The organism is Pseudomonas sp. PAMC 26793 (assembly GCF_000313235.1).
Taxonomy (GTDB): domain Bacteria; phylum Pseudomonadota; class Gammaproteobacteria; order Pseudomonadales; family Pseudomonadaceae; genus Aquipseudomonas; species Aquipseudomonas yamanorum.
In genome coordinates this window covers 82,917-105,099 of sequence record NZ_AMXG01000036.1, presented here as the reverse complement: position 1 = coordinate 105,099, position 22,183 = coordinate 82,917, and the positions used below count along the sequence as shown (strand labels likewise).

The 22,183-nt window shown below is 60.8% G+C and carries 25 protein-coding genes, 1 pseudogene and 1 riboswitch; of the genes and pseudogenes, 15 read left to right on the top strand and 11 right to left on the bottom strand.

The features are described 5' to 3' along the window. Positions 1 to 7 precede the first annotated feature (7 nt). Both hisD and hisC read left to right on the top strand, forming a co-directional pair. Entirely contained in the window at positions 8 to 1,333 is a 1,326-nt protein-coding gene (hisD, locus tag D109_RS0115555) for a histidinol dehydrogenase (protein ID WP_017477720.1), read from the top strand. A gap of 3 nt (positions 1,334 to 1,336) precedes the next feature. After that, complete coding sequence (gene hisC, locus D109_RS0115550; RefSeq protein ID WP_017477719.1) at positions 1,337 to 2,389, top strand: histidinol-phosphate transaminase; 1,053 nt, start codon at positions 1,337 to 1,339, stop codon at positions 2,387 to 2,389. A gap of 129 nt (positions 2,390 to 2,518) precedes the next feature. Here hisC and D109_RS0115545 read toward each other — a convergent pair whose 3' ends face one another. Next, entirely contained in the window at positions 2,519 to 3,793 is a 1,275-nt protein-coding gene (locus D109_RS0115545) for a uracil-xanthine permease family protein (RefSeq protein WP_003216147.1), read from the bottom strand. 2 nt (positions 3,794 to 3,795) lie between these two features. Continuing rightward, positions 3,796 to 4,434: a uracil phosphoribosyltransferase gene (gene upp / locus D109_RS0115540; protein ID WP_003216149.1), complete on the bottom strand. Its 639-nt coding sequence runs from the start codon at positions 4,432 to 4,434 to the stop codon at positions 3,796 to 3,798. A gap of 166 nt (positions 4,435 to 4,600) precedes the next feature. On the opposite strand from upp, the gene D109_RS0115535 reads away from it, so the two are divergent. The 4 genes from D109_RS0115535 (at position 4,601) to D109_RS0115520 (ending at position 6,646) form a co-directional block, all read left to right on the top strand. Further along, positions 4,601 to 5,158: a hypoxanthine-guanine phosphoribosyltransferase gene (locus tag D109_RS0115535; protein WP_003216150.1), complete on the top strand. Its 558-nt coding sequence runs from the start codon at positions 4,601 to 4,603 to the stop codon at positions 5,156 to 5,158. Positions 5,159 to 5,161: 3 nt separating this feature from the next. Continuing rightward, positions 5,162 to 5,629, top strand: coding sequence for a WbuC family cupin fold metalloprotein (locus D109_RS0115530; protein ID WP_017477718.1), 468 nt, complete (start codon positions 5,162 to 5,164; stop codon positions 5,627 to 5,629). Positions 5,630 to 5,664: 35 nt separating this feature from the next. Further along, positions 5,665 to 6,150 carry a hypothetical protein gene (locus D109_RS0115525; protein WP_017477717.1) on the top strand — a complete coding sequence of 162 codons (486 nt, stop codon included), beginning with the start codon at positions 5,665 to 5,667 and terminating at the stop codon, positions 6,148 to 6,150. 208 nt (positions 6,151 to 6,358) lie between these two features. Continuing rightward, the gene (locus D109_RS0115520; RefSeq protein ID WP_017477716.1) at positions 6,359 to 6,646 is read left to right on the top strand and encodes a PA4642 family protein; all 288 of its coding nucleotides are present in this window, start codon (positions 6,359 to 6,361) and stop codon (positions 6,644 to 6,646) included. A gap of 95 nt (positions 6,647 to 6,741) precedes the next feature. On the opposite strand, the gene mqo is transcribed toward D109_RS0115520, so the two are convergent. Beyond that, positions 6,742 to 8,250, bottom strand: a complete 1,509-nt coding sequence (mqo, locus tag D109_RS0115515) for a malate dehydrogenase (quinone) (RefSeq protein ID WP_017477715.1) — start codon at positions 8,248 to 8,250, stop codon at positions 6,742 to 6,744. Between the two features lie 397 nt (positions 8,251 to 8,647). On the opposite strand from mqo, the gene D109_RS1000000134120 reads away from it, so the two are divergent. Beyond that, a complete protein-coding gene (locus tag D109_RS1000000134120; protein ID WP_152416375.1) occupies positions 8,648 to 8,968 on the top strand; it encodes a hypothetical protein in 321 nt (106 codons plus the stop codon). Between the two features lie 8 nt (positions 8,969 to 8,976). Here D109_RS1000000134120 and D109_RS0115505 read toward each other — a convergent pair whose 3' ends face one another. Beyond that, on the bottom strand, positions 8,977 to 9,210 hold the full coding sequence (locus D109_RS0115505) for a hypothetical protein (RefSeq protein WP_017477714.1): 234 nt from the start codon (positions 9,208 to 9,210) through the stop codon (positions 8,977 to 8,979). A 184-nt stretch (positions 9,211 to 9,394) separates the two neighbouring features. Here D109_RS0115505 and D109_RS0115500 point away from each other — a divergent pair, with 184 nt between their 5' ends. Further along, positions 9,395 to 9,979 carry a YajG family lipoprotein gene (locus tag D109_RS0115500; RefSeq protein WP_010170546.1) on the top strand — a complete coding sequence of 195 codons (585 nt, stop codon included), beginning with the start codon at positions 9,395 to 9,397 and terminating at the stop codon, positions 9,977 to 9,979. A gap of 103 nt (positions 9,980 to 10,082) precedes the next feature. Here the strand turns inward: D109_RS0115500 and D109_RS0115495 are convergent, their stop codons facing one another. Further along, the gene (locus D109_RS0115495) at positions 10,083 to 10,292 is read right to left on the bottom strand and encodes a hypothetical protein (RefSeq protein ID WP_008434269.1); all 210 of its coding nucleotides are present in this window, start codon (positions 10,290 to 10,292) and stop codon (positions 10,083 to 10,085) included. 181 nt (positions 10,293 to 10,473) lie between these two features. Between D109_RS0115495 and D109_RS0115490 the strand changes: the two genes are divergently transcribed. After that, complete coding sequence (locus tag D109_RS0115490) at positions 10,474 to 10,731, top strand: hypothetical protein (RefSeq protein ID WP_017477713.1); 258 nt, start codon at positions 10,474 to 10,476, stop codon at positions 10,729 to 10,731. A gap of 134 nt (positions 10,732 to 10,865) precedes the next feature. Here the strand turns inward: D109_RS0115490 and D109_RS0115485 are convergent, their stop codons facing one another. Continuing rightward, positions 10,866 to 12,029 (bottom strand): 1-acyl-sn-glycerol-3-phosphate acyltransferase, encoded by a 1,164-nt coding sequence (locus D109_RS0115485; protein WP_017477712.1) that lies wholly within the window; start codon positions 12,027 to 12,029, stop codon positions 10,866 to 10,868. A 144-nt stretch (positions 12,030 to 12,173) separates the two neighbouring features. Here D109_RS0115485 and D109_RS0115480 point away from each other — a divergent pair, with 144 nt between their 5' ends. From D109_RS0115480 to D109_RS0115470, 3 genes are read left to right on the top strand one after another with little or no spacing between them, the layout of a single operon-like run. Beyond that, positions 12,174 to 12,353 (top strand): CPXCG motif-containing cysteine-rich protein, encoded by a 180-nt coding sequence (locus D109_RS0115480; protein ID WP_017477711.1) that lies wholly within the window; start codon positions 12,174 to 12,176, stop codon positions 12,351 to 12,353. A 10-nt stretch (positions 12,354 to 12,363) separates the two neighbouring features. After that, entirely contained in the window at positions 12,364 to 12,624 is a 261-nt protein-coding gene (locus D109_RS0115475; protein ID WP_017477710.1) for a putative signal transducing protein, read from the top strand. 36 nt (positions 12,625 to 12,660) lie between these two features. After that, positions 12,661 to 13,281: an SOS response-associated peptidase gene (locus D109_RS0115470; RefSeq protein WP_010170537.1), complete on the top strand. Its 621-nt coding sequence runs from the start codon at positions 12,661 to 12,663 to the stop codon at positions 13,279 to 13,281. Between the two features lie 131 nt (positions 13,282 to 13,412). Here D109_RS0115470 and D109_RS1000000135265 read toward each other — a convergent pair whose 3' ends face one another. Together D109_RS1000000135265 and D109_RS1000000135260 are read right to left on the bottom strand one after the other, a co-directional pair. Then, the gene (locus tag D109_RS1000000135265) at positions 13,413 to 14,156 is read right to left on the bottom strand and encodes a methyl-accepting chemotaxis protein (RefSeq protein ID WP_371103573.1); all 744 of its coding nucleotides are present in this window, start codon (positions 14,154 to 14,156) and stop codon (positions 13,413 to 13,415) included. 114 nt (positions 14,157 to 14,270) lie between these two features. Beyond that, positions 14,271 to 14,471 (bottom strand): annotated as a pseudogene (locus D109_RS1000000135260) (HAMP domain-containing protein); the annotation flags it as partial. Positions 14,472 to 15,803: 1,332 nt separating this feature from the next. Here D109_RS1000000135260 and D109_RS0115460 point away from each other — a divergent pair. Then, the gene (locus D109_RS0115460) at positions 15,804 to 16,622 is read left to right on the top strand and encodes a M48 family metallopeptidase (protein WP_017477708.1); all 819 of its coding nucleotides are present in this window, start codon (positions 15,804 to 15,806) and stop codon (positions 16,620 to 16,622) included. Between the two features lie 160 nt (positions 16,623 to 16,782). On the opposite strand, the gene D109_RS0115455 is transcribed toward D109_RS0115460, so the two are convergent. The 3 genes from D109_RS0115455 to D109_RS0115445 all read right to left on the bottom strand — a co-directional run bounded on the left by D109_RS0115455 (position 16,783) and on the right by D109_RS0115445 (position 19,621). After that, complete coding sequence (locus D109_RS0115455; protein ID WP_017477707.1) at positions 16,783 to 17,367, bottom strand: TMEM165/GDT1 family protein; 585 nt, start codon at positions 17,365 to 17,367, stop codon at positions 16,783 to 16,785. Between the two features lie 88 nt (positions 17,368 to 17,455). Then, positions 17,456 to 17,575, bottom strand: a riboswitch (yybP-ykoY riboswitch). Between the two features lie 51 nt (positions 17,576 to 17,626). Beyond that, on the bottom strand, positions 17,627 to 18,625 hold the full coding sequence (locus D109_RS0115450) for a class I SAM-dependent methyltransferase (RefSeq protein ID WP_017477706.1): 999 nt from the start codon (positions 18,623 to 18,625) through the stop codon (positions 17,627 to 17,629). 30 nt (positions 18,626 to 18,655) lie between these two features. Continuing rightward, positions 18,656 to 19,621, bottom strand: a complete 966-nt coding sequence (locus D109_RS0115445; RefSeq protein WP_026077999.1) for a 2-hydroxyacid dehydrogenase — start codon at positions 19,619 to 19,621, stop codon at positions 18,656 to 18,658. A gap of 84 nt (positions 19,622 to 19,705) precedes the next feature. On the opposite strand from D109_RS0115445, the gene D109_RS0115440 reads away from it, so the two are divergent. Then, the gene (locus tag D109_RS0115440) at positions 19,706 to 20,338 is read left to right on the top strand and encodes a LysE family translocator (RefSeq protein ID WP_010170532.1); all 633 of its coding nucleotides are present in this window, start codon (positions 19,706 to 19,708) and stop codon (positions 20,336 to 20,338) included. 131 nt (positions 20,339 to 20,469) lie between these two features. Further along, positions 20,470 to 22,152: a fatty acid--CoA ligase gene (locus D109_RS0115435; protein WP_017477704.1), complete on the top strand. Its 1,683-nt coding sequence runs from the start codon at positions 20,470 to 20,472 to the stop codon at positions 22,150 to 22,152. The last annotated feature ends 31 nt before the right edge of the window (positions 22,153 to 22,183 follow it).

Sequence of the window (22,183 nt, the reverse complement as noted above, 5' to 3'; positions counted from 1 at the left end):
CCTCGCTATGACCACGTCCACTGCAATTGCCCGACTCAACGCTGCCGACCCGGATTTCGCCCATCATCTGGATCATCTGCTGAGCTGGGAAAGCGTGTCCGACGATACGGTCAACCAGCGGGTGCTCGACATCATCAAGGCCGTGCGCGAGCGCGGTGACGCGGCGCTGGTGGATTTCACCCGGCAGTTCGATGGCTTGGACGTCGCCTCTATGGCCGACCTGATCCTGCCCCGCGAACGCCTGGAACTGGCCTTGACCCGCATCACCGCGCCCCAGCGCGAAGCCTTGGAAGTGGCGGCCGCCCGGGTGCGCAGCTACCACGAGAAACAGAAACAGGATTCCTGGAGCTACACCGAGGCCGACGGCACCGTGCTGGGCCAGAAGGTCACGCCGCTGGACCGCGCCGGCCTGTACGTGCCGGGCGGCAAAGCGTCGTACCCGTCCTCGGTACTGATGAACGCGATTCCGGCCAAGGTGGCCGGCGTGACCGAAGTGGTCATGGTGGTGCCTACGCCACGCGGCGAAATCAACGAACTGGTGCTGGCAGCGGCCTGCATCGCGGGCGTTGATCGCGTGTTCACCATCGGTGGCGCCCAAGCCGTGGCGGCCTTGGCCTATGGCACCGAAAGCGTGCCGAAGGTCGACAAGGTGGTGGGCCCGGGCAACATCTACGTGGCCACGGCCAAGCGCCATGTATTTGGCCAGGTCGGCATCGACATGATCGCCGGTCCTTCGGAAATCCTCGTGGTGTGTGACGGCCAGACCGACCCGGACTGGATCGCCATGGACCTGTTCTCCCAGGCCGAGCACGACGAAGACGCCCAGGCGATCCTGGTCAGCCCGGATGCCGAATTCCTGGACAAGGTCGCCGCCAGCATCGCCAAACTGCTGCCGACCATGGAGCGCGCCGAGATCATCGAGAAGTCGATCAATGGTCGTGGTGCCTTGATCCAGGTGCGCGACATGGAGCAGGCCATCGAGGTGGCCAACCGCATTGCGCCGGAACACCTGGAGTTGTCCGTCGCCGATCCACAAGCCTGGCTGCCGCTGATTCGTCACGCGGGCGCAATCTTCATGGGCCGCCACACCAGCGAAGCCCTGGGCGACTACTGCGCCGGCCCCAACCACGTGCTGCCGACCTCGGGCACCGCGCGGTTCTCCTCGCCGTTGGGTGTGTATGACTTCCAGAAGCGCTCGTCGATCATCTTCTGCTCGCCCCAGGGCGCGTCGGAGTTGGGCAAGACCGCTTCCGTGCTGGCCCGTGGCGAGTCGCTGACCGCCCACGCCCGCAGCGCCGAATACCGTATCGTTGACGATAAGCAGGGGAACTGAAACATGAGCAAATTCTGGAGCCCGCTCGTCAAGGATCTCGTGCCTTACGTGCCCGGTGAGCAACCGAAGCTGACCAAACTGGTGAAACTCAACACCAATGAAAACCCCTACGGCCCATCGCCCAAGGCGCTGGCGGCCATGCAGGCCGAGCTGAACGACAACCTGCGTTTGTACCCGGACCCCAACAGCGACCTGCTCAAGCAGGCGGTGGCGAAGTATTACGGGATCGACGCGGGCAAGGTGTTCCTCGGCAACGGTTCCGATGAAGTCCTGGCGCACATCTTCCACGGTTTGTTCCAGCACGACCTGCCGCTGCTGTTCCCGGACATTAGCTACAGCTTCTACCCGGTGTACTGCGGCCTTTACCGCATTGCCTTCGACGCCGTGCCGCTGGATGAGCAGTTCCAGATCCGCGTGTCGGACTACGCCAAGCCCAACGGCGGGATCATCTTCCCGAACCCGAATGCGCCAACCGGTTGCGTAATGGCGCTGGACGCCGTGGAGCAAATCCTCAAGGCCAGCCCGGACTCGGTGGTGGTGGTCGATGAAGCCTATATCGACTTCGGCGGCGAAACCGCTATCAGCCTGGTGGACCGCTACCCGAACCTGCTGGTGACCCAGACCCTCTCCAAGTCGCGCTCTCTGGCCGGTTTGCGGGTGGGCCTGGCCGTGGGCCATCCGGACCTGATCGAGGCGCTGGAGCGGGTCAAGAACAGCTTCAACTCCTATCCGCTGGATCGCCTGGCGATTGTCGGCGCGGCCGCCGCCTTTGAAGACCGCGAATACTTCCAGAACACCTGCAAGTTGGTGATCGACAGCCGTGAAAAGCTGGTGGAGCAGTTGCAGGCCAAGGGGTTTGAAGTGTTGCCGTCTGCGGCCAACTTCATCTTTGCCCGGCACCCACGGCACGACGCTGCCGGGCTGGCGGCCAAAGTGCGGGAACAAGGGGTAATTGTGCGGCACTTCAAGCAGGAGCGGATTGCCCAGTTCCTGCGGATCAGCATCGGCACGCCAGAGCAGAACCAGGCGCTGATCGATGCGTTGGGCGAGCTCTAAGCCACACTGAAGCTCAAAAAAATGTGGGAGCGGGCTTGCTCGCGAATGCGGTGGTTCAGTCACTGATGTGCTGAATGACACACTGCATTCGCGAGCAAGCCCGCTCCCACATTGGTTTTGCGTTGGCAGTTAGATCAGCGGCTCATCCGGCTTCTTGTTCTTCCAGCCGTCATTGCCCGGCAGCAGCAGATTCAATGCAATCGCTACCACCGCACACAGGGCAATGCCCTTCAGGCCAAAGTCATCCGGGCCGGTGCCGGTACCTACCAGCACGCCGCCAATCCCGAACACCAGGGTCACCGACACAATCACCAGGTTGCGTGCTTCGCCCAGGTCGATCTTGTGGCGGATCAAGGTGTTCATCCCCACTGCGGCAATCGATCCGAACAGCAGGCACAGAATCCCGCCCATTACCGGGACTGGAATGCTTTGCAGCAGTGCGCCGAACTTGCCGATAAACGCCAGGCTGATGGCAAACACTGCCGCCCAGGTCATGATTTTCGGGTTGTAGTTCTTGGTCAGCATCACTGCGCCCGTCACTTCCGCGTAGGTCGTATTGGGCGGGCCGCCGAAGAGGCCGGCAGCGGTGGTGGCGATACCATCACCCAGCAGCGTGCGGTGCAGGCCAGGCTTCTTCAGGTAGTCGCGACCAGTCACGCTGCCCACTGCAATCACACCACCGATGTGTTCGATGGCCGGGGCCAGGGCTACCGGGACGATAAACAGGATCGCCTGCCAGTTGAATTCCGGCGCGGTGAAGTGGGGCAGGGCGAACCACGGTGCGGCAGCGATCTTCGCCGTGTCGACTACACCGAAGTAGAACGACATGGCGAAACCCACCAGCACGCCGGAGATGATCGGCACCAGGCGGAAAATGCCTTTGCCGAATACCGCCACGATCAGCGTGGTCAGCAGCGCCGGCATCGAGATCAGCATGGCGGTCTGGTAGTGGATCAACTCGCTACCGTCACCCGCCTTGCCCATCGCCATGTTGGCGGCAATCGGCGCCATGGCCAGGCCGATGGAAATAATCACTGGCCCGATCACCACCGGCGGCAGCAGGCGGTCGATGAAACCGGTGCCTTTGATCTTCACCGCCAGCCCCAGGAAGGTGTAAACGAAGCCTGCCGCCATCACGCCGCCCATGGTCGCCGCGAGGCCGAATTGGCCCTTGGCGAGAATGATCGGGGTGATAAACGCAAAGCTCGACGCCAGGAACACCGGCACTTGGCGCCCGGTGACCACTTGGAACAACAAGGTGCCCAAGCCTGCGGTAAACAGGGCGACGTTTGGATCGAGACCGGTGATCAGCGGCATCAACACCAGCGCGCCAAATGCTACGAAGAGCATCTGTGCGCCAGACAGGATCTGGCGCCAAAGCGGGTCGTTGAATTCATCCTGCATGGTCACGCGTCCTTCTGCTTGGTACCGAAGATCTTGTCGCCGGCGTCGCCCAGGCCCGGGATGATGTAGCCGTGTTCGTTCAGGCGTTCATCGATCGACGCGGTGTAGATCAGCACGTCCGGGTGAGCTTTCTCGACGGCGGCGATGCCTTCGGGAGCGGCCACCAGCACCATGGCGCGGATGTCCTTGCAACCGGCTTTTTTCAGCAGGTCGATGGTGGCAACCATCGAGCTGCCGGTGGCGAGCATCGGGTCGATGATCATCGCCAGGCGCTCGTCGATTTCCGGTACGAGTTTTTCCAGGTAGGTGTGGGCCTGCAGTGTCTCTTCGTTGCGGGCCACGCCCACGGCGCTGACCTTGGCGCCCGGGATCAGGCTGAGTACACCTTCGAGCATGCCGATACCGGCGCGCAGGATCGGCACCACGGTAATCTTCTTGCCGGCGATTTTCTCGACCTGGACAGGACCACACCAACCGGCGATCTCGTAGTTTTCCAGGGGCAGGTCTTTGGTCGCCTCGTAGGTGAGCAGTGCTCCGACTTCCTGAGCAAGCTCGCGGAAGTTCTTCGTGCTAATGTCGGCGCGGCGCATAAGGCCGAGTTTATGTCGGATCAGCGGGTGGCGGATCTCACGGATGGGCATGGGGAAAGGCTCCGGCGGCGGGCAAAAAAAAGCGGCCTAGATTAATCTATCCGAGGGTGTTGTCCTATAGACATCTAGTACGTTAGTCCATTAAGGCTTGAACGTTGCGCCTCACATGCGTACCTTTGCCCGCTTTTCTTGCCACAGCACCCCCTTGGAGAGCGCCATGTCCGCTGATCTCGAGCATATCCGTCAAATCATGCGCGAGGCTGACTGCCTGTACACCGAAGCGCAAGTCGAAGAGGCCATCGCCAAGGTCGGCGCGCACATCTCCCGTGAAATGGCCGACACCAACCCGGTGGTCTTTTGCGTGATGAACGGTGGCCTGATTTTCGCCGGCAAATTGCTCACCCATCTGCAATTCCCGCTGGAAGCGTCCTACCTGCACGCCACCCGCTATCGCAACGAAACCAGCGGCGGCGACCTGTTCTGGAAAGCCAAGCCGGAAGTCTCGTTCATCGACCGCGATGTGCTGATCATCGACGACATCCTCGACGAAGGGCACACCCTGGGCGCGATCATCGACTTCTGCAAGCACGCTGGCGCGCGTAAAGTGCACACCGCCGTGCTGATCGACAAGGACCACGACCGCAAAGCCCGTCCGGACCTGAAGGCCGATTACGTAGGCCTGCCATGCATTGACCGCTACATCTTCGGTTACGGCATGGACTACAAAGGCTACTGGCGTAATGCCAATGGGATCTACGCCGTTAAGGGGATGTAATCAATGGCAAGCTTTCTTGATCAAACGCTGTTTGCGGAGTTGGCCGAGAAAGCGGCTGACAGTCCTCGTGGCCGGCATCACCACAACTTTCACCAGATGGAAGAGCCATGCCATCGCATGGCCGTCGCGATGCAGCCCAACACCTATGTGCCGCCTCATCGTCATTTGAGTGCCGATAAGGCGGAAACCTTGCTGGTGCTCAAGGGCCGTCTCGGCTTGTTGATTTTCAGCGAGACCGGCGAGGTGCTGGCCAAGCGCGTGATGCAGGCGGGCGGTGAGTGCCAGGGTGTCGATTTGCCGCCCGGTGTGTTTCACGGCCTGGTGGTGCTGGAGCCCGATACCTTGATGTTCGAATGCAAAGCCGGACCGTATCGACCGGTGGGCGAGGGTGAGCTGGCGAGTTGGGCTCCCCGTGAAGGCGATGCTGAAGTGCCTGAGTATCAGCGCTGGATGCTTGCCCAGTTCGATTGAGCTAAAGTGCTGGGCCATCTTCCACGGAGCGGCCCATGCGCTTTTTGATCCGCAGTTGCGCCGTCCTGGCGCTGACCCTCAGTTTGCCCCTGGCGGCTGCTCCGGCGCCGCTGCATAGCCAATTCCTGCCGCCTGACGACCTGACCCTGCGCGCCGAAGCTCCGGACCAGCAACAATTGTTGCAAGTCACCGAGTATTCGGTGGTGGTGGGTAACCAGCGCCAATCCACCCAGCAGCCGATCCCGGTGACCTCGCCGTTGATGATCCGCCTCAAGGGCAAGCCCCTGAACAAGGGCGCGACCATCGCCCAGGTGATCCTCAACTTCGATGCCGAAAGCAAAAGCCTGAAAAAACCGGTGTTCGACGATAAAAGCAAAACCCTGACCTTGTCGTACCCGATGACCCAGTATCGGGTGATCGTCGATCTGCTGCGCAACGACACGGTGTATGTGCAGTTCCTCAGTTACGCCAACGGCCATATCTGGGCCGATTTGCACACCGGGGCGGTGCGCGCCAAATAATCCAGCCGACGCGGATTCGGCGGTGTAAATACAGTCAATGTGGGAGCTGGCTTGCCTGCGATAGCGATGCATCAGTAACAGATGGGCCAGCGGACCCACCGCTGTCGCAGGCAAGCCAGCTCCCACATTGGTTCGCGTCGCTTTCGAAGCCGCTGTGCCGCAGGTAAACTGTTTTTCCCGTGTAAATGTCTGCAGGCTGGAGTCGGTAATGCGTAAAGATAAGAAACAGGTGATTGGTGACGAAATCGGCGACGAGCAAATCAAGCTGTTCCTGGATTTCGAGCCGGTAGACGCCACTTCGCCGTCCCTGCACAAGCTGATCAAGGCCTACCGTGGCCTGCGTATCGACGACTTCGAGCGCTTCCTGGGCTTTTTCAAGGAAGCCGGCCTGGACCTCGATGGCAAGGACGAGCACGGCCAGACCTTCGTTGAAGTGATCAAGGACCAGCGCAACGCCGCTGAGTACATCGAGGCGATCGAACAAGCCCGCGGCTGATTGCTACACACGAAAAAAAACGCCCCATTCGGGGCGTTTTTTCGTTCCCACGCTCTGCGTGGGAATGCATCCACTGACGCTCTGCGTCACGACGCTCAAGCGTAGCTTTCGGTCTCGCTGCTCTGCTCAACCAGTTCCAGGCTGATGTTGTTCTGCGTGTTGATCTTGCGATACAGCTCGGCATCGGTCTCCAGGACCTTTTCCCGAGCCGGGAAGATCTCGTGCAGCTTGGCAGCCCATTCACCGGCCGCTTTGGTCGGGAAGCAGCGTTCGATCAGTTCCAGCATGATCGACACCGTCACCGAAGCGCCCGGGGATGCGCCCAGCAGGGCGGCCAACGAACCGTCCTTGGCCGCAACCAGTTCGGTACCGAATTGCAGCACGCCGCCTTTCTTCGGGTCTTTCTTGATGATCTGCACCCGTTGGCCGGCCACTTCCAGGCGCCAGTCTTCGGCTTTCGCCTCGGGGTAGAAGCGACGCAGGGATTCCAGGCGCTGCTCCATGGACTGGCGCACTTCGCTGACCAGGTACTTGGTCAGGTCCATGTTGTCCCGGGCCACGGCCAGCATCGGGCCGATGTTGCCGGCGCGAATCGACAGGGGCAGGTCAAGGAACGAGCCGTGTTTGAGGAACTTGGTGGTGAAGCCGGCGTATGGCCCGAACAGCAGGGACTTCTTGCCGTCGACCACACGAGTGTCCAGGTGCGGCACCGACATCGGTGGCGAACCCACAGCCGCCTGGCTGTAGACCTTGGCCTGGTGGTGCTTGACCACTTCCGGGTTGTCGCAACGCAGCCACTGGCCGCTGACCGGGAAGCCGCCGAAGCCTTTGCTTTCTTCGATGCCCGAGGCTTGCAGCAGCGGCAGGGCCGCGCCACCGGCGCCGAGGAACACGAACTTGGCGTCCACATCACGGGAATTGCCGCTGTTGACGTCCTTGATGCTCACGGTCCAGCCGGCGCCGTTGCGCTTGAGGCCGGTGACGCGCTTGCTGTACTTGACCTGGGCAGCCGGTGCGCTGGTCAGGTGCGAGAGCAGTTGGTTGGTCAGGGCGCCGAAGTTGACGTCGGTGCCGTTCATCACGCGGGTGGCAGCGATTTTTTCGTCCAGCGGGCGGCCAGGCATCATCAGCGGCATCCACTCGGCCATCTCGCTGCGGTCTTCGGTGTAGTGCATGTCCGAGAACGCGTGGTGCTGGCTGAGGGTTTCAAAACGCTTCTTGAGGAACGACACGCCTTTCTCGCCCTGCACGAAACTCAGGTGCGGCACGGGGCTGATAAAGGACTTGGACGAGCCAAAGGTGCCTTTCTTGGTCAAGTAAGCCCAGAACTGCTTCGACACCTCGAATTGGGTGTTGATGTGCACGGCTTTCTTGATGTCGATGGAGCCGTCAGCGGCCTGCGGTGTGTAGTTCAGCTCACACAGCCCGGCGTGGCCGGTACCGGCGTTGTTCCACGGGTTGGAACTTTCCGCGGCACCCGAATCCATCAGCTCAACGACTTCCAGCTTGAGGCCGGGGTCGAGCTCTTTGAGCAGTACGGCGAGGGTGGCACTCATGATGCCCGCACCTACCAGTACTACGTCGACTGCTTCGTTATGCGCCATTTAACGCGTCTCCAAAATCTGCAGCACCAAATTGACGGCATGGCTGCCAGGAGTGACGGGGCGGTTCACGTGATGCCCCAGGTTACCCATGGCCAGGATCGCCATGTCCGATTCTTCGCAATTTATCGCAAGCGGACGCTGCCGACCGGGCCTGATCTGCGTATGAACGCATTTAAGGGTACCTGTGGCAATTCGACTTATGGTCAAGCTCGTCCGATCGTGCAACCAAATCCGTAGCGGACAGGCTTCAAGCTCCGGTTTTTGAGGAGTACTCGGTCCTGTGTGGTGGGGCTGTTCCAGACGCTGATGGTGCTTGTACAAACGCAAAACTATTCATTTGCTCGCCACACTCTTGTGAAGTTGTGAAAACCCGTTTTTTTCACGCTCTTTTGAAGACGTGAACCTCAAAAAAGGGCTGCCCCAGCCTGGCACCTGGCCCGAAATCACTGCCGGCAAGCGGCAAAACGGGCAAACAACTCAAGTGGCCGAGCGCATGGCAGCTCTGGCAGATTCGGGTAAAGACGATGGTTTGCAGAGAAAACAGCAAGCTCGCCAGCTTCACTCGATCTGTGTGGGCGGCTCTCTGTGGGCGGTGCGGGGAGCTAATACAAGTGCATTAGCGATGCTGCGAGGCCCGATCAGGAGACGTCCTTATAATCGGGGGGAGATTGTAGCGAAGAAATGCGCGCAAATGGGCGTGTTTAATGACTTTTATTAGCAGTCTGGTCAGGAGGCCAACACATGCCGTTGCTGTGGCTGCGAAACCCGTGGGTTGATGCGGGCGCTGGCCGGCAGCGGGCGGTGCATCCAGCTCAGGCGAGTCTCTTCGACTTCGACCCAGCCTTCGCCGACGGGCGGCAGGCTGCACTGCTTGAAGGCCTGGCAGCAGCCTTGGGCGTCGAGCAGGGCGAAATGACGAAGATGGTCGTGGGAAAAGAACAATGATTTGAGAAGGCGCATTATTTTGTACCCGGTTCGTTACATGCTGCGAAGATTGGCAGTCTGGCATGACAGTGGGGTGACGGTTCTGTGTGAAAATTGTAATTTCGCTGACAGTTCAGGCGCCGTTCAGGAATTCTGGTGAGTGGCGAGCGCTCACCGTTATACTGGCGCCCTGTTTGCATCTAGTCCTGGAGAAATGAGTATGTTGCAACGCCTGTTGTTCGGTTTGATCACTGTGACCAGTTTGACCCTGGTTGGCTGCGCCCACAGCCCGCAACAACTCAGCCCGCAACCGAAAATCACCACCCAACTGGCGCCTGTCGGCCATGGCCAGCCGGTGTCGGTGCGTGTGGTTGATGGGCGCCCGTCGCCGACCCTCGGCACCCGTGGCGGCCTGTACCCGGAAACCAGCGCTATCACGGTGACCGGTGCCGACGTGCTGCCCAAGCTGCAAGCCCAGGCCGAAGCGGCTGTGCGCCTGCTGGGCTTCACCCCGGCCAACTCGCCAGGTGCTCCACAACTGACCATTACCCTGGCCGAGCTGAAGTATCAGTCGCCCAAGGAAGGCCTGTACGTGACTGAAGCCACCATCGGCGCGACCTTCAAGTCCGACGTGACTGCCGGCACTCGTCGCTACAGTGGCCGTTACGGTGCCTCCCTGGACCAGCGCTTCGGCATGGCGCCGAACCAGGAAACCAACACCAAGCTGGTCAGCGATGTGTTGAGCGATGCCCTGACGCGTCTGTTCAAGGACCCGAGTATCGGTTCGCTGCTCAGCTCGCAATAACCGTCAGGCGGGCGCGGAGCGCCCCAGTCGGCATTCCTTTGCGGCGCGTGGGAACGATCAACCGGGCTCAGCGATGAGCCCGGTTTTTTTACGCCTGCGGTTTTCATGCCGCCGTTTCGACATAAAAGTCCAGCACACTCACCCCAGTCAGTAAATCCAGCTCCGGCAGGTCGGCATGCTGATGCCCGCCGAGGGCGCAATACACCAGCCAGTGGCGGTCCTGCACATTGAACGCGAGGCCGCCTACCAGCGCCTCTTGTTCGTCGCTTGGGGCAATCAAATACAGTCGATCCTGGTTCTGCGCGTGCAACATGACAAGCTCCCGGGCTTTCGAAGGACAACAGAGTGGCTTGTTAAGGTGACGTTCAGGTGACGCTGTAAATTACTGGATACATTAGCTGTCAATGGGGAAGGAGTAATAAAGCGCATGCGGCGCATATCATTCAGGTTTGTATCTGAACTGATACCAAGACACTGAAACATCGAGGTTTGCGATGTCGCTGACCGCACTACTGCTCAATTCCCTTGCCCTGTTGCTGGCCTGCCCGGCGGCTTGGCTGCTGTTTGTCACACGCCTGCGGGAACAGCGCGCGATAGCCAGGCTTGCCGCGCAAAGCGAGCTGCGTGCCATTGATCAACCGATGCTGTTTCTTGATGTGCTGACCCAGCGTACCCATCGCCTGTTCTACCGGCTGGGGTTTGCCTGTCTGGGGCTGGCGTTGCTGGTGTCCTTGTTCAGTACCCGATTGTAAGAACACCCTGAAACAAATGTGGGAGCGGGCGTGCTCGCAAAAGCGCGGTGTCAGTCAATAGATGATTGGCTGATCCACCGCCTTCGCGAGCAAGCCCGCTCCCACATTAGGTTTGCGCGGTTGCTGGTACCGGGTTACAGGGCAATCCCGGCCTTGACCCGGTACTGATTCCTCACCGGCGTCGCGTATTGCAGCACCAGATACGGCCGATGCTCGGCCGGGCACGCATTCAAGCGCCGCTCCCACTCCGCTTTCGCCTTGGCCAGCTCGTCCGCAGGGAATACCTCGGCTGCGGTCGGCACCTGCAATTGCGGGTCGGCATCGCTCCATTGGGCGTACGCCAGGTAATGCACCGGGAACAACCGATAACCGCCCAGAATCTGCCGGTCCATTTCGATGGCCAGCAGCTTGGTGTCTTCGAACGCCTGGGTGATCGGCGGCGCGAAGTTGACGTGCACCCGGCCCTTGTAGCCGGTGATGCCCAGGGCAATGCTCACGTCATCTTCCCCCGGCGCCTTGCTGTAGGTGCCGGTGGTGGCGCGGATGTACAGTTCGCGGGCCTTGGCTGCGTCGCACGGGTCGTATTCGTAGCTGATGGACACTGGCGTCAGGTTCAGTGACTGAATGACCTCGGCGAACGGCTCGTCCTTGCGGCTCATGTGGAACATCTTGAGGATCGCTGACTCGGTGCGATCATCCCCATCCTTGGCGCGGCCTTCGGCCTGGGCGATCCAGATCGACTGGCAGTCGTTGCGAATCGAATGGTTGATGTACGCCGACAACAACTGATAAGCCGCCATCTTCTCTTTGCGCCCGGTAATCGAGCGGTGCACGATGAAACTCTTGTTCAGGCGCATCAGGTCGCTGACAAACGGCTTTTGCAGCAGGTTGTCGCCGATGGCGATGCGTGGCGTGGGCAGGCCGGCGTGGTACACGGCGTAGTTGACGAAGGCCGGGTCCATCACGATGTCGCGGTGGTTGGCCAGGAACAGGTAGGCGCTGCCAGACTTGAACTGCTCGACGCCGGTATAAGTTACGCCGTCGGTCGCTCGCTCTATAGTGTGGTCGACGTAAAATTCGACTTTGTCCTGCAGCGTGGCCACGGTGGTGACGCCGGCGAACTCACGGCGCAGTTTATGGGCGATCATCGGCTTGAGCAGCCAGCCGAAGGCGCCGGCAAAGCGCGGGAAGCGAAAGTGGGTCAGGATGTCCAGAAAGGCCTTGTCACTGAACAGTCGGGCCAGCACTGCCGGGACTTCGCTGTCGTTGTAAGGTCGGATGGTATCGAATTCGCCCATCATGCTCTCTTGTTAGAAACGGCTAGGGTAAGTAAAGGGTTGGAACAATAAATATCAGGGCGTGGTCCGGGCAATTGGCCGGGACGAAAAATAGCCCTGTAAATAGACCGGCGATTATACGCACAAGTCACCTTGGAGACCGCGATGGAAGAGGAGTCGTACGAATGTCCTTATTGTGGCGAGGTAGTCACGGCGTTACTGGACCTGTCGGCAGGCGATCAGGAATATATAGAAGATTGCCCGGTGTGCTGCCGGCCCATCGTTTTCGAACTGCAGGTTCATGGCGACGAATGGATGCTCAACGTGCGCAGCGAGAACGAATAAAGGTACGCCCATGCAGCGAATCTACGAGCCGGAAAACCTGATGGAAGGCGAGCTGCTGCAAGGCATGCTCGAAAGCGAGGGCATCACCGCGCATCTGGTAGGACGCGATTTGCTCGGTGGCACTGGTGAATTACCGATTTATGGCCTCCTGGCCTTGGCGGTGGAGAACGACCAGGCCGCTTATGCCCGTGAGCTGATTACCGCCTACAACGGTGCGCAACCGTTGCCCGGTGATGAACCCGACAGCTTCCCCGACGTGTTGGTCTGTTAGGCTGTCGGCCAGTTTCTCCAAGAGTCGTGTTGCCCCATGTGTGGACGTTATGCCCTGTTTCGCTGGAACCCCACGTTTGCTGCCTTGCCGGGCTTTCCGGCCGACCAGCAGGCCCAGTGGAACATTTCTCCGAATGATTCGGTGCTGATCCAGCGCCTGAGCGACGGTCAGCACACCCTGGCGCGGGCGCGCTGGGGCCTGACGCCGCCCTGGCTGACCGATCTCTCGCGCACCCCGGCCCATGCCCGGGCGGAAACCCTGGCAGAGCAACCGATGTTTCGCGAAGCCTTTCGCCAGCGCCGCTGCCTGTTGCCGGCCAATGGGTTCTACGAATGGCGTGGCACCCAGCGCAAGCGCCCGTACTGGCTGACGCCGGGGGAGGGCAGCACGCTGTTCTTTGCGGCGATCTGGGAAGCGTATCCGGTGCAGGAACAGGTATGGCTAAGCACGGCGGTGGTGACCCAGGCGGCGCAGAGCCAGCGCCGGCCGCTGATCCTGGATGCGGCGGGGCAGGCAGCCTGGCTGAACCCCGAGACGCCGTTGCACACCTTGCAAGCCTTGTTGGCCAGTGAGCCCACCGCGTTGCGCGAGCGGGTGTTGGCCAATATGGTCAACGACCCGAAGCTGAATGGACCGGAGTGCCTGACTCCGGGTTGAGTTAGATGTTGAATCAGCTGGCCTCTTCGCGAGCAAGCCCGCTCCCACATTTGATTGCATTCCACAGGTGAAAATCGGTCGAATGTGGGAGCGGGCTTGCTCGCGAAGGCGGCCTGAAGGGCGCCGCCGGGTTAAACCTTGAACTGATTGATCAACCGCCGCTGCTGCTCCGCCAACTTGGTCAGGTCCGCACTGGCTGCACTCGATTCATCCGCCCCACCCGCCACTTCATTGGCCACCTGCCCGATATTGATCACGTTACGGTTAATGTCCTCGGCCACCGCGCTCTGTTCCTCGGCGGCGCTGGCGATCTGGGTGTTCATATCGTTGATCACCGACACCGCCTGGGTAATGGTCTCCAGCGCCTGAGCCGCCTTGGCCGCGTGTTGCACGCTTTCATCGGTACGGTTCTGGCTGTCTTCCATCACCCGCACCACGTCGCGGGTGCCTTGCTGTAGTTGCTGGATCATGGTCTGGATTTCTTCAGTGGCCTTTTGAGTCTTCTGCGCGAGATTGCGCACCTCGTCGGCCACCACCGCAAACCCGCGTCCCTGTTCTCCGGCCCGTGCGGCTTCGATCGCTGCGTTGAGCGCCAGCAGGTTGGTCTGCTCGGCAATTCCGCGAATCGCTGTAAGGATGGCATTGATGTTTTCGCTGTCCTTGGCCAGCGCCTGCACCACATCGACCGCCTTGCCGATTTCCTCGGCGAGGGCACCGATGGAGGTGGAGGTGTCGCGCACAATCTGCATGCCCTGGCTCGCCGCTTGATCAGCGTGGCTGGCGGCTTGTGCGGCCTGGGTGGCGTTGCGCGCCACGTCCTGGGCGGTCGCGGTCATCTCGTGCACGGCGGTGGCTACCTGGTCGATCTCAACCATTTGCTTGTGCACGCCCTGGTTGGTGCGAATCGCGATGTCGGCGGTGTGCTCCGACGAGTCGCTGACCTTCTGCACCGAACTCACCACCTGGGTAATCATTCCCTGCAACTTGGCCAGGAACGTGTTGAAACCGCTGGCAATCGCCCCCAGTTCGTCGGCGCGATCACTGGTCAGGCGCCGCGTCAGGTCACCTTCGCCCTGGGCGATGTCATTGAGCATCGCCACCATTTGCTTGAGCGGCCGGGCAATCCCGTGGCCCACCAGCCAGATCACCAGCAAGCCGATGCCGGCGATCAGCAGCCCGGCCACGGCCATGCCGAAAATATCGGTTTTGCGCTGGGCGTCGAGGTCGTGTTGCATCGCCTGCAAGTCCGCCATCACCGCGCTCAAGGGCAGTTGCAGCAACAGGGTCCAGCGGGCATCGGTCTGGCCGATGTTGAACGGCAGGAACAACTCGATATGCCCGTGCTCCTTATCCACGTCGTAACGCACTTCGCCGATCTTCAACTGGCCGAGGTTGGACAGCTCGTTGCTGTCGAGCAGGTCGCTGGCTTTTTCCCCCAGCTTGCTGGCGTCCTTGGTATAGGCCACCAGGCGGCCGTTGCTGGAGATCAGCGCCAGTTCACCGGCACCGTTGTACAAATTCTGATCAGCCTTGGTGAGCATTTCCTGGATGAAGTTCACCGACAGGTCAGCACCGACGATGCCCTGGAAGGTGCCGTCGATCATGATCGGTTCGATAAACGAAGCGAGCATCACCATTGCGTTGCCCACTTTATAAGGGGCCGGGTCGATGGCGCAGGGCTTTTTGCTTTCCTTGGAGCACAGGTAGTACTCACTGGCGCGCACGCCGGTGGAGAGGATTTTCTGGTCGGCCACGTCGGCAAGTTTATCCAGGCCCAGGCTGCCGTCGGCATTACGGAACCACCACGGCAGGAAGCGCCCGTTGGTTTCGATACCCACCACCGGGCTGTTTACGTAGGCGGCGTCGTTGTGGTCGATGGCGTTGGCTTCCCAGCCTATGTAGGCACCGAGAATCTTCGGGTTGCGCACCACGGTTTCGTGGATCAGGTTGATCAGTTGTTCGCGGGAAACGGTCAGTTGCGGGTTGCCGTTGGCGTCCTTCATGCCCATCAGGGCGTTGGCGGTGGCCAGGCCCTTGGCCGTCACCAGCGGTGCTTCGAGTTCGCGCTGGATCAGCGTCGCCTGGGTGTGTGCCAGCGCCGTCAGGCGTTGTTCGATGATCTGTTCGAATTGCCCCTGGGTGCGTTCCTGCACCATCTCCTGGGTGCGCGCGCCGGCGAACAAGGCGTAGAGCACCAACACCGCTACCACGCTCAGGACAATGGCCCCGGCCAGGGCTGCGACAGAAAATTGAATCGACTTGAACTTCATGACGGCTCCGAGCGCGGGGTGAGATTAGCTGCTTGTTTGTATCGGCCGCGGGCGGGGGAGACATGAGGGCGACACCCTCGAAATGACTGTGCCGGATCGGCGAATGTCGCAAATGGAATGATTGCCAGCGTTTATGAATTTTTTGCGGCAGTGTGGGATGTATCTGAAAATAGACGGCTACACGTCTGTTGTATCTGGCGTCGATACAATTGGCCGGCTACGATACGCGCCATGTTTTCAGGGAGCAGGTTGATGAAAAAGACAGTAGCGGTATGTGCATTGGGCGCTGCGGTATTGCTCGCCGGTTGCCAGTCGGTCAACACCACCAGCGGCGGTGCCGTGGGCGTTGAGCGCAAGCAGTACATGTTCAGCATGTTGTCGAGCCAGGAAGTCGACCAGATGTATGCGCAGTCGTACCAGCAGACCCTGGGTGAAGCCAGCGGCAAAGGCCTGGTGGACAAAACCAGTGCCAACGCCAAGCGGGTGCAGGCGATTGCCAACCGCTTGATCGCCCAGGCGCCCACTTTCCGCGCGGACGCGGCGCAGTGGAAGTGGGAAGTGAACCTGATCAAAAGTGACGAGATGAACGCCAACTGCGGGCCAGGCGGCAAGATCTTTGTCTACAGCGCGTTGATCGACAATCTCAAACTGACCGACGACGAACTCGCCGCCGTGATGGGCCATGAAATTGCCCACGCCTTGCGTGAACACGGCCGCGAAGCCATGTCCAAGGCCTACGGTATCGAAATGGCGAAGCAGGGGGCTGGTGCCTTGTTCGGCCTGGGTCAGGACAGCCTGGCGCTGGCCGATACCGTGGCCAACTACGGCATGACCTTGCCCAACAGCCGCAGCAACGAAAACGAAGCGGACCTGATTGGCCTGGAGTTGTCGGCGCGTGCCGGTTACAACCCGAACGCGGCGATCACCCTGTGGAACAAAATGGCCAAGGCCTCGGAAGGTTCGCCACCTGAGTTCATGAGCACTCACCCGGCCTCCGACAGCCGGATCGCCTCGTTGCAGGCGGCGATTCCGAAGGTGATGCCGTTGTATCAGCAGGCCAAAAAGTCCTGATTTATAAGACTGAAATGCAAATCTGAATGTGGGAGCCCGGCTTGTGTGGGAGCCGGGCTTGCCCGCGATGCAGGCACCTCGGTGTGTCAGTTGCACCGAGGTGATGCTATCGCAGGCAAGCCAACTCCCACCAAAGCCCAGCCCCCCTATCGGGTTGCGTTTAGATCCAGCCGCTGCTCTGCATGGCCTTGTACACCGCAACAATGGCCAGGATGAAAAACGCCGTAGCCGCCAGTCGACGAATCAGCGTCAGCGGCAATTTATCCGCTGCAAAATTCCCCGCCAGCACCACCGGTACGTTGGCAATCAACATGCCCAGGGTCGTGCCGATAATCACCAGCCACAGTTCCGGGTATTGCGCCGCGAGCATCACGGTAGCGATCTGGGTCTTGTCGCCGATTTCCGCGAGGAAGAACGCGATCAGGGTGGTCAGGAAGGGCCCGAACTTGCGTGCAGTACTGGTTTCGTCATCGTCGAGTTTGTCGGGTACCAGGGTCCAGAGCGCCGTGGCACAGAAACTCGCCGCGAGGATCCAGTGCAACACCGCATCCGAGAAGAAACTCCCGAACCAGGCCCCCACGGCGCCGGCGGCCGCATGGTTGGCGAGGGTCGCGGCAATGATACCGGCGATGATCGGCCAGGGTTTGCGAAAGCGTGCAGCGAGAACGAGTGCGAGCAGTTGCGTCTTGTCGCCAATTTCGGCCAAGGCAACGATTGCGGTAGGGACGAGCAGAGAATCCAGCATCAGGTAAGTTCCAGGGGCGGGTCGACACGGCTATGACACGTACAGCCTTCCCGCCCCGGGTAAGGTGTTCGTGTCATAGGTCTTGTCAAACCCCGGTCCGTCTGTGCGGACTCCTGGGTCGCATACGCCATGGCCTGTTGACCAAGTATGTTGACGTATGCCGGACGAGCGTGGCGCTCGTGGGAGACTACTCCCCTAGGACGGAGCGGATTCTGCCTAGGCAAAATCCATTCGGCAAGCCTTCTTTCGGAAAAAGATTTCAGCCACGCTTGGCACGGTAAACGCGAAAACCCTGGCCTTCTGCCTTGATTGCGCACACGCCAAGATGCTCTTCAATCAGCGGCTGATACTTCAGGAAGCTGTTTGCAACCAAGCGCAGTTCACCGCCTTTTGCCAGATGTTTGGCCGCTTTTCGCAGCAAGTTCTCCGTGGCGAAATAATCGGTGTGCACCCCGACATGGAACGGTGGGTTGCTCAGAATCGTGTTCAGATTCATCGGCGCTGCGTCGATGCCATCACCGGTCAACACCTCGGCTTCCAGACCGTTGGCCGCCAAGGTCAGGCGACTGCTGGCGGCGGCAAAGGCATCCACGTCGAGCATCGTCACCGTGTTATGCGGGTAGCGACGTTTCACGGCGGCTCCAAGCACGCCCGCCCCACAACCGAAATCCAGCAAGTGACCGCTTGGCAACTTGTCCAGATGCTCCAGCAGCAATGCGGTACCGCGATCCAGGCGACCGTGGCTGAACACGCCCGGCAGGCTCACCACCTTGAGCGGGCCCTCAGCCAGCGGCACCTCGAACACTTGCGCCAGACTTTCCAGCTCAACCGGCTCGGGGGCATTGGCCACCGTGATCAGCCACAGCTGGCAGTGCCGCGCATTGTCGAGCTTGCGCGGTTTGCCGAACGGGTTCAGTTGCTTGGCCGCACTTTCGATACCGCCTTTCTTTTCCCCGACCAGGTACAACTCCTTGCCGGGCAAACGCGCCGCCACGGCATTAAGCAGGTAGTCGGTGAGGTCCTTGGACTTGGGCAGGAACACCACCGCCGTGTCGAACGAACGCTCGGGCACGTTCACGCCGAACTGGCTGCGCTCGGCAAAACGCGCGTCCAGTGCGGCCTGGTCGCCGGCATGCCAGCTCCAGCCATGGGCATTGGGCAGGCGGCCCAGCAGGTCGTCGGCGGGCAAGCCTACCAGCAGCACGTCGCCCTGAAAAAGTTCGGCCTGGCGAAGCAGTACTTCACTGCGCGGATCCATGGTCTGCTCCTTGAAAAGGGGCGCAGTTTATCAACTGACGACCCGCAGCGGGGCGCCGCTGAAAAAGCCTTGGGCGTTTTCGATCAATTGGCCGACGATCCGCTGCCGCGCTTCGCGGCTGCCCCACGCATTGTGGGGCGTGACGATCAGGCGCGGTATGTCGCCGGCCAGCAATGGGTTGCCGTTGACCGGGGGTTCCACACTCAACACATCGGTCGCCGCGCCGCCCAGATGACCGTTGCGCAGGGCATCGGCCAAGGCTTGTTCATTGATCAGACCACCGCGGGCCGTGTTGACGATGAAGGCGCCGGGCTTGAGCAAGGCGAGTTCACGGGCACCGATAAAGTCGCGGGTGTGCTCGTTGAGCGGGCAGTGCAGGGTCAGCGCGTCGACCTGCGCCAGCAACTCGTCCAGCGGCACGCGATCGGCACGGGTCGGACGGCCTGGAATCGCACCCAGGATCACGCGCATACCGAAGGCTTCGGCCAGGCGCGCAACGGCACCGCCCAATTCGCCATGACCCAGCAGCCCGAGGGTTTTGCCTTCCAGCTCGACGATCGGATGGTCCAGCAGGCAGAACTGCTTGGCTTTTTGCCAGAGCCCCGCCTGCACATCCCGCTGATAGTCGTTCAGGCGCGTCACAAGATTGAGCAGCAGCATGATCGTATGCTGCGCCACCGACGGCGTGCCGTAACCCTGGCAATTGCTCACGGTAACGCCGTGGGCGCGGGCGGCGGCGAGGTCGACGTTGTTGGTGCCGGTGGCGGTCACCAGAATCAGCTTCAGCTCGGGGCAGGCCGCCAGGGTCTCGGCATTCAGCGCGATCTTGTTGCTGATGGCCACCTGCGCGCCTTGCAGGCGTTCGATAATGTTCTCGGGTGTGGTCTGCTGGTGCAGGCTCAGCTCGCTGAAGAGTGCCCGCAACCCGCTGAGGTCCAGGTCCCCGAGGTCCAGGGAAGGGTGATCAAGGAAGGCGGCGCGGCGATTGTTCATTATCAACTGTACCTTTTGCGACGAGGTTCGAAGGCGTAATCTGCCGAGCCTATCAGATGAAATAATCAGTTACTTCCTGGAGTGTGCATGTACCTCACCGAGTTCTTGACCGTGGCACTGATTCACCTGTTGGCGGTGGCCAGCCCTGGCCCGGACTTCGCCGTGGTGGTGCGTGAAAGCGTGACCCATGGCCGGCGCGCCGGCACCTGGACGGCGTTGGGCGTCGGCTCGGCGATTTTCCTGCACGTGGGGTATTCACTGCTGGGCATCGGCTTGATCGTGTCGCAGTCCATCGTGCTGTTCAACGCATTGAAATGGGCGGCTGCGGCTTACCTGCTGTACATCGGCTTCAAGGCCCTGCGCGCCCAGCCGGCCAAGCCTGCCAGCGAAGAAGACCTGCACCTGGAAGTGGGCGAGCGCACCGCCCGTGGCGCGTTCACCTCGGGTTTTGTTACCAACGGCTTGAATCCCAAGGCCACGCTGTTCTTCCTGTCGCTGTTCACCGTGGTGATCAATCCCCACACGCCGCTGGCGATCCAGGCCGGTTACGGCGTGTACCTGGCCGTCGCCACCGCGATCTGGTTCTGCCTGGTGGCCATGCTGTTCAGCCAGCAGCGGGTACGTGCCGGTTTTGCACGCATGGGCCACTGGTTCGACCGCACCATGGGCGCGGTGTTGATTGCCATTGGTGTGAAGCTGGCGTTTACCAGCATGAAATAAGCTGGATGCTGGCGCAAAGCTAGCATTCATTGGGCTCTGCAAATCATTCCTTTGGCTGATTTGGCTGAAACATAAGCGCTCTACAGTGCAGATGTTTCAGCCAAGACCGTGCAGTCAGATAAGGGATTCGTATGTTGCAGACTCGTGTTATCCCGCCCGCCGAAGGCGCCTACCAATACCCGCTGTTGATCAAACGCCTGTTGATGTCCGGGACACGCTACGAGAAGACCCGGGAAATCGTCTACCGCGACCAGTTGCGTTATACCTATCCGACCCTGATCGAGCGCGTCGCCCGCCTGGCCAATGTGCTGACCGAGGCGGGCGTCAAGGCTGGCGACACCGTGGCCGTGATGGACTGGGACAGCCACCGCTACCTGGAATGCATGTTTGCTATCCCGATGATTGGCGCGGTGATCCACACCATCAACGTGCGCCTGTCGCCGGAGCAGATTCTCTACACCATGAACCACGCCGCGGACCGTTTTGTGCTGGTCAACAGCGAGTTCGTGGGCCTTTACCAAGCTATCGCCGGCCACCTCACCACCGTCGACAAAACCCTGCTGCTCACCGACGGCGCGGACAAAACCGCCGAGCTACCCAACCTCGTAGGCGAGTATGAAACGCTGCTGGCAGCAGCAAGCCCGCGCTACGATTTCCAGGATTTCGACGAAAACTCCGTCGCCACCACCTTCTACACCACCGGCACCACGGGCAATCCCAAAGGCGTGTATTTCACCCACCGCCAATTGGTGCTGCACACCATGGGCGTGGCGACCATCATGGGCAGCGTCGACAGCGTGCGCCTGCTGGGCACCAACGACGTCTACATGCCGATCACCCCGATGTTCCATGTGCACGCCTGGGGCTTGCCCTATGTGGCGACCATGCTCGGCCTGAAGCAGGTTTATCCCGGCCGCTACGACCCCGAATACCTGGTGGAGCTGTGGCGCAAGGAGAAGGTCACGTTCTCCCATTGTGTGCCGACCATCCTGCAAATGGTGCTCAACGCCAAGGCCGGCCAGGGCGTGGATTTCGGCGGCTGGAAAATCGTCATCGGCGGCAGCGCCCTCAATCGTTCGCTGTATGAAGCGTCGAAGGCTCGCGGGATTCAGCTGACGGCGGCGTACGGCATGTCCGAGACCGGGCCGCTGGTGTCCTGCGCCCACCTCAACGAAGAATTGATGGCCGGCACCGAAGACGAACGCACCACCTACCGCATCAAGGCCGGCGTGCCCGGGCCGCTGGTGGAGGCAGCGATCATCGACGGCGACGGCAACTTCCTGCCTGCCGACGGCGAATCCCAGGGCGAACTGGTGCTGCGGGCGCCATGGCTCAGCGAAGGCTATTTCAACGAGCCGGAGAAGGGCGCCGAGCTGTGGGCCGGCGGCTGGATGCACACCGGCGACGTGGCCACCCTCGACGCCTTCGGCGTGATCGATATTCGCGACCGCATCAAGGACGTGATCAAGACCGGCGGCGAGTGGATCTCCTCCCTGGCGCTGGAAGACCTGGTCAGCCGCCACCCGGCGGTACGTGAAGTAGCGGTGGTGGGGATTGCCGACCCGCAGTGGGGCGAACGCCCGTTTGCGTTGCTGGTGGTGCGTGATGGCCATGTGATAGGGGCCAAGGAGCTCAAGGAACATCTCAAGCCATTCGTGGAATTGGGCCACCTAAGCAAGTGGGCGATTCCAAGCCAGATCGCCGTTGTTACGGAAATTCCCAAGACCAGTGTCGGCAAGCTCGACAAAAAACGTATCCGTATCGACATCATCGAATGGCAGGCCAACAACAGCACCTTCCTCTCCACCCTCTGACGCTGCTTGCCGTGCCCTCGCGGGCACGGCA